Raw genomic sequence first — 10,743 nt, 5'->3', positions numbered from 1 at the left:
GCGACGGCGCCGACCCGCGGCGCCGACCGCGACACGGCGGACGCTCACCGCTCCAGCAGCATCCGCTGCAACTCCCTGGCGGCCCGGCCCGGAGCCACATCGCTGCGGTGGGCCAGCGCGATCGTCCGGTGCAGCCCCGGCCGGGCCAGGGGGGTGACCCGCAGGCCGCGCCCCGACCGTGCCGCCACCATCCGGGGGACGACCGCCACGCCCAGGCCCGCCCGTACGAACCCCAGCACCGCGTCCATCTCCCCGCCCTCGACCGCGAAGTCCGGTTCGAAGCCTTCGGCCCGGCACGCGGCGACCGTGAGTTCCCGCAGGTCGTAGCCGTGCCGGAACATCACCAGGCGTTCGCCCGCCAGGTCGGCCACGCGCACGGTGCGCTGTCCGCCGCCCGGCCGGGGCGCCTCGGGCGAGGACACCACGACCAGGTCCTCGCGCAGCAGGTCCACCGTGGTCAGCGCCGGGGACGGCGTCGGCAGCGGCAGGACGACCAGGGCGAGGTCGAGGGCGCCGCGGGCGAGGTGCCGTACGAGATCGTGCGAGCCGCCCTCCTCGATGAGCAGCTGGATGCCCGGATAGCGGTCGTGGAAGGCGCGCAGCACGTCCGGCAGCAGGCCGGTGCACAGGCTCGGGGTGGCGCCGAGCCGGACCCGGCCGCGCCGCAGCTGCACCAGCTCCTGCACCTCGTGCCGCGCCGTGTCCGCGTCGGCGAGGATCCGCCGGGCCAGCGGCAGCAGCGCCTCCCCGGCGTCCGTCAGCGTGATGTTGCCCCGCGCCCGCAGGAACAGGTCGGCGCCCAGCTCCCGCTCCAGTGCCTTGATCTGCTGGGACAGCGAGGGCTGGGCGACGTGCACCAGCTCGGCGGCCCGGGTGAAGTGCCGGGTCTCCGCGACGGCCACGAAGTACTGGAGCTGCTGGAACTGCATCCGCCCAGCATAGGCCCGCCCTATGGAAACGAGCTGGACCATGTCTTGGACCGATGAGGGGTGGCGGGCCTAGCGTGCTGAGACATGGCTCTGGCAACGCGGACGGGCCGACGGCCGTCCATGGCACGCACGATGTGGGACAGCTCCGTCGGCAAGAAGACAGTGATGGCCGTCAGCGGCGTGATCATGCTGCTGTACCTGGTCGCCCATGTGATCGGCAACCTGAAGATCTTCTTCGGCCCGGAGGAGTTCAACCACTACGGGCACTGGCTGCGCACGGTCGGCGAACCGTTCATGCACTACGAGTGGACGCTCTGGCTGGTCCGGATCGTCCTGCTCGTCGCGGTCGTCGCCCACGCCGTCTCCGCGTACCAGCTCAGCCGCCGTGACATCAAGGCGCGCCCCAGCAAGTACGTGCACAAGAAGCCGCGGGCCTCCTACGCCACGCGCACCATGCGCTGGGGCGGGATCATCCTCGGCCTGTTCATCGTCTGGCACGTCCTGGACCTGACCACCGGCCACGTCCACCCGGGCGGCTTCCAGGAGGGCCACCCCTACGAGAACGTCGTCGACACCTTCTCCACCTGGTACGGCAACGTCATCTACATCGTCGCGATGCTCGCCGTCGGGCTGCACGTCCGGCACGGCTTCTGGAGTGCCGCCCAGACCCTCGGCGTCGGCAGCCGCACCCGCGACCGCGCCCTGAAGACCATCGCCAACGTTCTCGCGCTGCTGCTCACGGCCGGATTCATCGCCGTACCCGTGGGCGTCATGACCGGAGTGGTGAGCTGACCATGACTACCTACGCCGACTACACGACCGGCGACCCGGTCGCCGACACCAAGGCCCCGTCCGGCCCGGTCCACGAGCGCTGGGACAAGCGCCGTTTCGAGGCCAAGCTGGTCAACCCCGCCAACCGCCGCAAGCACACGGTGATCGTCGTGGGTACCGGACTCGCGGGCGGCTCGGCCGGCGCCACCCTCGCCGAACAGGGCTACCACGTCGTCCAGTTCTGCTATCAGGACTCCCCGCGCCGCGCCCACTCGATCGCCGCGCAGGGCGGCATCAACGCGGCGAAGAACTACCGCAACGACGGCGACTCCATCCACCGCCTGTTCTACGACACCGTCAAGGGCGGCGACTTCCGCGCCCGCGAGTCCAACGTGCACCGGCTCGCGCAGATCTCCGTCGAGATCATCGACCAGTGCGTGGCGCAGGGTGTGCCGTTCGCCCGCGAGTACGGAGGCCTGCTCGACACCCGCTCCTTCGGCGGCGTCCAGGTCTCGCGGACGTTCTACGCCCGCGGCCAGACGGGCCAGCAACTCCTCCTCGGCGCCTACCAGGCGCTGAGCCGGCAGATCGCGGCGGGCAACATCGAGATGCACCCGCGCACCGAGATGCTGGACCTGATCGTCGTCGACGGGCGGGCGCGCGGCATCGTCGCCCGCGACCTGATCACCGGGAAGATCGACACGTACTTCGCGGACGCCGTCGTCCTCGCCTCCGGCGGCTACGGCAACGTCTTCTACCTGTCGACGAACGCCATGAACTCCAACGCGACCGCGATCTGGCGGGCGCACCGGCGCGGCGCCTACTTCGCCAACCCCTGTTTCACCCAGATCCACCCCACCTGCATCCCGCGCACCGGCGACCACCAGTCCAAGCTCACCCTGATGAGCGAGTCGCTGCGCAACGACGGCCGGATCTGGGTGCCCAAGGCCAAGGGCGACACCCGGCCGCCGCACCGGATCCCCGAGGACGAGCGCGACTACTACCTGGAGCGCATCTACCCGTCCTTCGGCAACCTGGTCCCGCGTGACATCGCCTCCCGCGCCGCGAAGAACGTCTGCGACGAGGGGCGCGGCGTCGGCCCGGGCGGGCAGGGCGTCTACCTGGACTTCGCCGACGCCATCCAGCGGATGGGCCGCAAGGCCGTCGAGGCCAGGTACGGCAACCTCTTCGACATGTACCAGCGGATCACCGACGAGGATCCGTACGAGGTACCGATGCGGATCTACCCTGCCGTGCACTACACGATGGGCGGCCTGTGGGTCGACTACGACCTCCAGACCACCATCCCCGGCCTGTTCGCCGTCGGAGAGGCCAACTTCTCCGACCACGGCGCCAACCGGCTCGGCGCCTCCGCCCTGATGCAGGGCCTCGCCGACGGCTACTTCGTGTTGCCGGCCACCATCAACGACTACCTCGCACGCCATCCGCACCAGGGCGAGGTGACCGGCGACCACCCCGTCGTGCAGGAGGTGCTGGCCGAGACCGAGGACCGGATCAACCTGCTCCTCTCCGTCGACGGCGACCGCACCCCCGACTCCTTCCACCGCGAGGTTGGCGAACTCATGTGGGAGTTCTGCGGCATGGCCCGCAGCGACGTTGGGCTGCGCAAGGCGCTGGAGCGGATTCCGCAGATCCGCGAGGAGTTCTGGCGGCGGATCAAGGTGCCCGGCACCGGCCAGGAGTTCAACCAGTCGCTGGAGAAGGCCAACCGCGTCGTCGACTACCTGGAGCTCGCCGAGCTGATGTGCCTCGACGCGCTGCACCGCACCGAGTCCTGCGGCGGCCACTTCCGTGAGGAGTCCCAGACCCCCGACGGGGAGGCCGCCCGCAAGGACGAGCAGTTCTCCTACGCCGCCGCCTGGGAGTTCACCGGCACCGGCGAGGCGCCCGTCCTGCACAAGGAAGACCTGGTCTTCGAGTACGTCCACCCCACCCAGCGGAGCTACGCATGAAGCTCACCCTGCGCGTCTGGCGGCAGAAGAACGCCGACGCCGACGGCACCATGTCCACGTACGAGGTGGACGGCATCTCACCCGACATGTCCTTCCTGGAGATGCTCGACACCCTCAACGAGGAACTCATCCTCAAGGGCGAGGACCCGGTCGCCTTCGACCACGACTGCCGCGAGGGCATCTGCGGTGCGTGCTCCCTGGTGATCAACGGGGACGCGCACGGACCCGAGCGCACCACCACCTGCCAGCTGCACATGCGGTCCTTCCGGGACGGCGACACGATCGACATCGAGCCGTGGCGGGCCGCCGCCTTCCCGGTGATCAAGGACCTGGTCGTGGACCGCTCGGCGTTCGACCGGATCATCCAGGCCGGCGGCTACATCACCGCGCCGACCGGATCCGCGCCCGAGGCGCACGCCACGCCGGTGCCCAAGCCGGACGCCGACCTCGCCTTCGAGCACGCCGAGTGCATCGGCTGCGGGGCGTGTGTGGCGGCCTGCCCCAACGGCGCGGCGATGCTGTTCACCTCCGCCAAGGTCAACCACCTCAACGTGCTGCCGCAGGGGGCGCCCGAGCGGGAGACGCGGGTGCTCGACATGGTGGCGCAGATGGACGAGGAGGGGTTCGGCGGGTGCACGCTGGCCGGCGAGTGCGCGACCGCCTGCCCGAAGGGCATCCCGCTGATGTCGATCACCAGCATGAACAAGGAGTGGCTGCGGGCCACGCGGAAGGTGAAGCGGTAGTGCCGTAGGGAGCCGGCGTCCGCGGGCGCCGGAGTGAACGTTCGCCGAAGGTGCGGACGGGCGGGGCCGGGAGTGGTGCTCCCCGGCCCCGTCTCGTGTTCCCGGCCTCGGTACGCTCCCGGCATGATCTTCACAAGACAGCGGAGGGAGCGGTTCCTCGAGGCCGTGACGGGCTTCGAGACCGCTGTGCGGGCCCAGGACCCGGACAGGGCGGAGCGGGCGTTCCAGGAGCTGCACCGCAGCCTCGGGGACGCGGGCCCGCACGAGGTCGCGCAGGCCGCCCCGCGGCTGGCCGCGCTGCTGCCCGAGGTGCCGCCGGGACCGCGCGGGACCGTGGCCGTGATCGTCGGAGCCTGCGTGGAGCGCGGCGCCGACCCGCTGCCCTGCGCACCCGCGGTCTTTGCCGAGCTGGCCGAGACGCTCGCCGCCGTGGGGGAGTTCTGCGAGCGCTGGGCGCAGACCGGGGGAGGGGAGTTCCCCGACCCGCGGGACGGCGAGGCCGGCCCGGCGCTCTTCGACCGGGTGGGGGCGGAGGAGGCCCTGGCCTGGTTCTCCCTGCCCCAGTGGGAGATGGCGTCGGTCGCCCTGCTCAACCACCGGCAGGTGCGGACGGCGCTGGACGGCTCACTGCGCGCCCGGCTGCTGCGGGCGCTGCACACCGTGCGGGAGGCGACCGGGCACGACACGAAGTGCCTGACGTACGCCCTGCTCGTCCTCGACGACGAGCCGCTGGTCGTGCTGCACCGTCCGACCGGCACCGGCTACGCGATGCGGATGAGCGGCATCGGCGACAACTTCCAGCTGCACACCCTGCTCGCGGACGTCCTCGTCGGCGGCGGCCAGGTGCCCGGCCGGGCCCCGTCCGCGCAGGAGGCCGCCGTCTGCCGGGACGTGCCCGGCCAGGTGCTGACCACCGGTTCCTTCAACCTCATGACGCCCGGCGGGGAGTGGGTGTGGAACGAGGGCACGCCCAGCGACATCCCCGTGGTCGACGGCGTACGGCTGCTCGTCCTCGACCCGCCGCCCTACGAGCGCAGCTGGCCCGCCGGCCGGTTCTTCCCCGGCATGCGGGGCGACCTCGTCCTGGAGCGGGTCCTCGACGCCGCGGAGACGCGCCGCCGGCTCGGGAGCTGCACACCGCCCAGCTGACGCCGCGCTCGGCTCCGGTCCGTTCAACGACCCCACATCCCCGCTCCCGTCACCCGTCATGTACCGGCCAGACGGCCTCGGAAGAAACGGGGGGTACCACCTCCGTCCCCCTTCCGGCCGTACCAGGAGTGAGCCATGACCGGTGTGTCCACGCTCGACCGTCCCCCGCAGCCCGCGGCGCCCGCCCGCTACACGGTGTCCCTCGCCCGCGACGAGGAGGACGTCCGGGCCGCGCAGCGGCTGCGCCACGATGTCTTCGCGGGCGAGCTGGGCGCCCTGCTGACCAGCCCCCGGCCGGGCCTGGACATCGACGCCTTCGACGCCTACTGCGACCACCTGCTGGTCCGCGAGGAGACCACCGGTCAGGTCGTCGGCACCTACCGGCTGCTGCCGCCCGAGCGGGCCGCGGTGGCCGGCCGGCTCTACTCCGAAGCTGAGTTCGACCTCGCCCCGCTGGCCCCCATCCGGCCCGGCCTGGTCGAGGTCGGCCGCTCCTGCGTCCACCCCGACCACCGCGACGGCGCCGTGATCGGGCTGATCTGGGCGGGGATCGCCCGCTACATGGCCGACCGGGACCACGAGTGGCTGGCGGGCTGCTGCTCGATCCCGCTGGCCGACGGCGGCGCGCTCGCGGCGGCCACCTGGGACCGGGTGCGGGAGCGCCACCTCGCGCCCGAGGAGTACCGGGTACGGCCGCTGCTGCCCTGGCCGGCCGAGGGCGTGGCCCGGCCCGCCGGGCGTGTCGAGCTGCCGCCCCTGCTGCGCGGCTACGTCCGGCTCGGCGCCTGGGTCTGCGGCGAGCCCGCGCACGACCCGGCGTTCGGCGTCGCCGACCTGTACGTGCTGCTGCCGATGAGCCGGATCCACCCGCGCTACCTGCGGCACTTCCTCTCCCTCGGCCCGGCCCGATGAGCGCCTGGCTGCCCAGCGCCCCCTGCACCCCGGGCGCCTGCGTGGAGGCGACGGCCCGCCTGCGGGCCGTTCCGCGCGCCGTGCTGCGGCTCACGGCGGTCACGGCCGTGCTGCTCGCCGGGATCGCCCTGTCCCCGCTCGGCGGCCGCATCCCGGCGGACCTGGTGCGCCGGTGGTGCCGGGCGCTGGTGCGGGCGGCCGGGGTGCGGGTCCGGATCACCGGGGCGGCACCGCCCGACGGCGGGCTGCTGCTGGTCGCCAACCACATCTCCTGGCTGGACGTGCCGCTGCTCGCCGCCGTCCGCCCGGCCCGGATGCTCGCCAAGACCGAGATACGGCGGTGGCCGGTCGCCGGGCCGCTGGCCGCGCGCGGGGCGCTGTTCATCGAGCGGGACCGGCTGCGCGCGCTGCCGGAGACGGTCGCCCGCCTCGCGGGCGCCCTGCGGTCCGGGGCGGCGGTCGGGGTCTTCCCCGAGGGGAGCACCTGGTGCGGGCGGGCGCAGGGCGAGTTCCGGCGGGCCGTCTTCCAGGCCGCGCTGGACGCGGACGTGCCCGTCCAGCCGGTCGCCCTTTGCTACCGCCTCGCCGACGGCCCCGCCAGCACCACCCCCGCCTTCGTCGGTGACGACTCGCTGCTCGCCTCCCTGTGGCGGGTGGCCACGACCCGGCACCTGGTCGCGGAGGTCGACGTACGCCCGCTCATCCCGCCCGGCGCGCATCCCGACCGCCGCCGTCTGGCCCGGGCCGCCCAGCCGGCCCGCAGCCCGCAGCCGTGCTGGACGCATGCGGCGCTGGTGACCTGAGGAGGCTCACGGCAGTGCGCGCGCCAGATACGGGGCCGTGCGGCTCTCCGGGGTCCGGGCCACCTCGGCCGGTGGGCCCGCCGCCACGATCCGGCCGCCCTCGGTGCCGCCGCCCGGACCCAGGTCGATCACCCAGTCGGCGCCCGCGACCACGGACATGTCGTGCTCGACGACGATCACCGTGTGCCCGGCGTCCACCAGGCCGTGCAGCTGCCGCATCAGCACCTCGACGTCGGCCGGGTGCAGTCCGGTCGTCGGTTCGTCGAGGAGGTACAGGGTGTGGCCGCGACGCCCGCGCTGGAGTTCGCTCGCCAGCTTGATGCGCTGGGCCTCCCCGCCGGACAGCTCGGTCGCGGGCTGTCCCAGGCGCAGATAGCCGAGGCCGACGTCGAGCAGGGTGGTGAGGCTGCGGGCCACCGGCGGAGTGTCGGCGAAGAAGTCCGCCGCCGACTCGACCGTCAGGTCCAGCACCTCGGCGATGTTCCGGCCGCGGTACGTCACCTGGAGCGTGTCGGCGTTGTAGCGGGCCCCGCCGCAGTCGGGGCACGGTGCGTAGGTGCTCGGCAGGAACAGCAGCTCGACGCTGACGAACCCCTCGCCCTGGCAGGTCTCGCAGCGTCCGCCGGCCACGTTGAAGGAGAACCGGCCGACGCCGTACCCCCGCTCCCGGGCGGCGTCCGTGGCCGCGAACACCTTGCGCACCACGTCGAACAGCCCGGTGTAGGTCGCCAGGTTGGAACGCGGGGTCCGCCCGATCGGCTTCTGGTCGACGGACACCAGCCGTCCCACGCCGGGGAGTTCCTCGGTGATGCGGCCGATCAGCGTCGACTTCCCGGACCCCGACACCCCGGTGACCGCCGTGAACACCCCGAGCGGGAACTCGGCCGTGACGCCGCGCAGGTTGTGCCGGGTGACGGGACCGACCTCCAGCCGCCCGCGCGGCTCCCGCAGACGGCGCGCCGGAGCGGGGGAGCCGTCGAAGAGGAAGCGCGCCGTAGCCGACTCCGCGACCGACGCCAGCCCGGCCACCGGCCCGCTGTACAGCACCCGCCCGCCGTGCTCGCCGGCCCGCGGGCCCACGTCCACGATCCAGTCGGCGCCCCGCACCACGTCCAGGTGGTGCTCGACCACGAACACCGAGTTCCCCGCCGCCTTCAGCCGCTCCAGCACGGTGCGCAGGGCCTCCGTGTCCGCCGGGTGCAGGCCCGCGGACGGTTCGTCCAGGACGTACACCACGCCGAACAGCCCCGAGCGCAGCTGGGTGGCCAGCCGCAGCCGCTGGAGCTCGCCCGCCGAGAGCGTCGGGGTCGCCCGGTCCAGGCTCAGATAGCCGAGGCCCAGCTCGACGACGGGCGCGATCCGGGACTTCAGGTCGTCGGTGAGCACGCGCGAGGTCTCCGACGTGCCCTCCAGCACGCCCGCCAGCTCCGCGAGCGGCAGCGCGGCCAGCTCGGCGATGGTGCGCCCGCCGAACGTCACGGCCAGCGCCTCGGGCCGCAGCCGGCTACCCCCGCACCCGGGGCAGGGCGCGCTGGTCAGGAACCGCTCCGCCCTGGCCCGCAGCGTGGGGCTCCTGGAGTCGGCGAAGGTCTTCATCACATACTGGCGGGCGCTCATGTACGTGCCCTGGTACGGCCGCTGGATCCGGTCCGCGTCCCGCACCGGGTGGACCGTGACCACCGGCTGCTCGTCGGTGAAAAGGATCCACTCCCGCTGCTCGGCGGGCAGTTCGCGCCACGGCCGGTCCACGTCGTGGCCGAGGGCGTCGAGGATGTCCCGCAGGTTCTTGCCCTGCCAGGCGCCCGGCCAGGCCGCGATGGCGCCCTCCCGGACCGACAGCGAGGGGTCGGGGACCAGCAGCTCCTCCGTGGTGGCGTGCACCCGGCCCAGCCCGTGGCACTCCGGGCACGCCCCGGCGGCCGTGTTCGGGGAGAAGGCGTCCGAGTCCAGCCGGTCGGCGCCCGGCGGGTAGTCGCCCGCCCGGGAGAACAGCATCCGCAGCGAGTTGGACAGGTTGGTGACGGTGCCGACGGAGGAGCGGGAGGTGGGCGCCGAGCGGCGCTGCTCCAGCGACACGGCCGGCGGCAGCCCGGTGATCTCGCCGACCTTCGGCGCCCCGACCTGGTGGATCAGCCGGCGGGCGTACGGGGCCACCGACTCGAAGTAGCGGCGCTGGGCCTCCGCGTAGACCGTGCCGAACGCCAGCGACGACTTCCCGGAGCCCGACACCCCGGTGAACACCGCGACCACGTCCCGGGGGACGTCGACGTCGACGCCCCGCAGATTGTGCTCACGGGCACCGCGGACACGGACGTACGGATCGTGCGGGCTGGTCATGCGGCGGACTCCGAACGGACCTGGGTGGGACAAACCCCGCGATTCTACGCCGGGGACAGTCCGGCGATCCGGGCCAGCCGCCGGTAGGAGTCCAGCAGCGCCTCACGGTCGTACGTACTGGTGGTGACCAGTACCTCCTGCGCGCCGGTCTCCTTCAGCACCGTCTCCAGCGCGTGGGCGACCTCCTCCTCGGTGCCCGCGAGCTGCCCGGTGAGACCGGACTCGTAGAACCCTCGCTCCTTGGCGCCCATCTCCAGCGCCTCCACCCGCTCGGCGGGCGGCAGCGGCGGGAAGGTGCCGCGGGTGCGGGAGTGCGCCATCGACCAGGCCTCGGGGATCAGCAGCCGGCTGGCCTCCCCGGGAGTCGCGGCGACGGCGATCGTGCCGGAGATCACCACGTACGGCTCGCTCGCCCAGGGGGAGGGGCGGAAGTGCGCGCGGTAGTGGTCGATGCCGCGCCGCATCTTCTCCCGGTCCCGCAGATCGCCGATGACCATCGGCAGGCCGGCGCGGGCGGCGATGGTGGCGCCCTCGCCCATGGCCAGCACGAACGGCGGCACGCTCAGACCCTCGGACGGCCGGGCCCGCACCCCCGTCGGTGACGTGCCGCGGAACCAGCCCAGCAGCTCCTCGAGCTGGGCCGCGAAGTCCTCGGCGTCCCCCTTGTCGCGGCCCAGTGCCTTGCGCACCCCGTCGGTGAAGCCGACCGAGCGGCCGAGACCCATGTCGATCCGGCCGGGGAACAGCGACTCCAGCACCCCGAACTGCTCGGCGACGACGAGCGGTTGGTGGTTCGGCAGCATCACTCCGCCGGTGCCCACCCGGATGGTCCGGGTCGCGCCGGCCACGGCGGCGGCGAGCACGGTCGGCGCGGAACCGGCCACACCGGGCACCCCGTGGTGCTCCGACACCCAGAACCGGTGGTAGCCGAGCCGCTCCGCCTCCCGCGCGAAGCGCACGGTGTCGCGCAGCGCCTCGCCGTCCGGGCGCCCTTCCCGGGTGCGGGACCGGTCGAGCACGGAGAAGCGGGTGGCGGCGATCACGGAACTCACACCAGGTTCAACGCCTGTGCCCCGCGCGCATTCCCGCCTGCCCGGCGGCATCTGGCACGCACGCTCGCCGCGTT

Annotated in this window: 9 protein-coding genes; 6 read left to right on the top strand and 3 right to left on the bottom strand. The window is 73.2% G+C overall.

Annotated features, from left to right (window positions below):
• Positions 1-44: 44 nt before the first annotated feature.
• On the bottom strand, positions 45-929 hold the full coding sequence (locus CCN42_RS20235; RefSeq protein ID WP_086737595.1) for a LysR family transcriptional regulator: 885 nt from the start codon (positions 927-929) through the stop codon (positions 45-47).
• A 120-nt stretch (positions 930-1,049) separates the two neighbouring features.
• Here CCN42_RS20235 and CCN42_RS20230 point away from each other — a divergent pair, with 120 nt between their 5' ends.
• The 6 genes from CCN42_RS20230 to CCN42_RS20205 all read left to right on the top strand — a co-directional run bounded on the left by CCN42_RS20230 (position 1,050) and on the right by CCN42_RS20205 (position 7,280).
• A complete protein-coding gene (locus CCN42_RS20230) occupies positions 1,050-1,721 on the top strand; it encodes a succinate dehydrogenase (protein ID WP_086737593.1) in 672 nt (223 codons plus the stop codon).
• Positions 1,722-1,723: 2 nt separating this feature from the next.
• A complete protein-coding gene (locus CCN42_RS20225) occupies positions 1,724-3,673 on the top strand; it encodes a fumarate reductase/succinate dehydrogenase flavoprotein subunit (RefSeq protein WP_086737591.1) in 1,950 nt (649 codons plus the stop codon).
• Positions 3,670-4,416 (top strand): succinate dehydrogenase/fumarate reductase iron-sulfur subunit, encoded by a 747-nt coding sequence (locus tag CCN42_RS20220; protein ID WP_086737590.1) that lies wholly within the window; start codon positions 3,670-3,672, stop codon positions 4,414-4,416. The genes CCN42_RS20225 and CCN42_RS20220 overlap by 4 nt, the downstream gene beginning before the upstream one ends.
• Positions 4,417-4,539: 123 nt before the next feature.
• Positions 4,540-5,565, top strand: coding sequence for a hypothetical protein (locus tag CCN42_RS20215; RefSeq protein ID WP_086737588.1), 1,026 nt, complete (start codon positions 4,540-4,542; stop codon positions 5,563-5,565).
• Positions 5,566-5,700: 135 nt separating this feature from the next.
• Entirely contained in the window at positions 5,701-6,477 is a 777-nt protein-coding gene (locus CCN42_RS20210; RefSeq protein ID WP_086737586.1) for a GNAT family N-acetyltransferase, read from the top strand.
• A complete protein-coding gene (locus tag CCN42_RS20205) occupies positions 6,474-7,280 on the top strand; it encodes a lysophospholipid acyltransferase family protein (RefSeq protein WP_086737584.1) in 807 nt (268 codons plus the stop codon). The genes CCN42_RS20210 and CCN42_RS20205 overlap by 4 nt, the downstream gene beginning before the upstream one ends.
• A 6-nt stretch (positions 7,281-7,286) precedes the next feature.
• On the opposite strand, the gene CCN42_RS20200 is transcribed toward CCN42_RS20205, so the two are convergent.
• Positions 7,287-9,617: an ATP-binding cassette domain-containing protein gene (locus CCN42_RS20200; protein ID WP_086737582.1), complete on the bottom strand. Its 2,331-nt coding sequence runs from the start codon at positions 9,615-9,617 to the stop codon at positions 7,287-7,289.
• Positions 9,618-9,661: 44 nt separating this feature from the next.
• Positions 9,662-10,669: an LLM class flavin-dependent oxidoreductase gene (locus CCN42_RS20195; RefSeq protein WP_086737580.1), complete on the bottom strand. Its 1,008-nt coding sequence runs from the start codon at positions 10,667-10,669 to the stop codon at positions 9,662-9,664.
• Positions 10,670-10,743 lie beyond the last annotated feature (74 nt).

It is taken from the genome of Streptomyces glaucescens, assembly GCF_002154375.1.
GTDB classification, from domain to species: Bacteria; Actinomycetota; Actinomycetes; order Streptomycetales; family Streptomycetaceae; genus Streptomyces; species Streptomyces glaucescens.
Note: the sequence above shows the minus strand (reverse complement) of the source record. Positions and strands in the feature narration are given on the sequence as shown.

Coding starts and splice junctions, on each gene's coding strand:
- CCN42_RS20205 (WP_086737584.1), top strand. CDS start 6,474: ATGAGCGCCTGGCTGCCCAGCGCCCCCTGCACCCCGGGCGCCTGCGTG.
- CCN42_RS20220 (WP_086737590.1), top strand. CDS start 3,670: ATGAAGCTCACCCTGCGCGTCTGGCGGCAGAAGAACGCCGACGCCGAC.
- CCN42_RS20215 (WP_086737588.1), top strand. CDS start 4,540: ATGATCTTCACAAGACAGCGGAGGGAGCGGTTCCTCGAGGCCGTGACG.
- CCN42_RS20200 (WP_086737582.1), bottom strand. CDS start 9,617: ATGACCAGCCCGCACGATCCGTACGTCCGTGTCCGCGGTGCCCGTGAG.
- CCN42_RS20235 (WP_086737595.1), bottom strand. CDS start 929: ATGCAGTTCCAGCAGCTCCAGTACTTCGTGGCCGTCGCGGAGACCCGG.
- CCN42_RS20210 (WP_086737586.1), top strand. CDS start 5,701: ATGACCGGTGTGTCCACGCTCGACCGTCCCCCGCAGCCCGCGGCGCCC.
- CCN42_RS20225 (WP_086737591.1), top strand. CDS start 1,724: ATGACTACCTACGCCGACTACACGACCGGCGACCCGGTCGCCGACACC.
- CCN42_RS20230 (WP_086737593.1), top strand. CDS start 1,050: ATGGCACGCACGATGTGGGACAGCTCCGTCGGCAAGAAGACAGTGATG.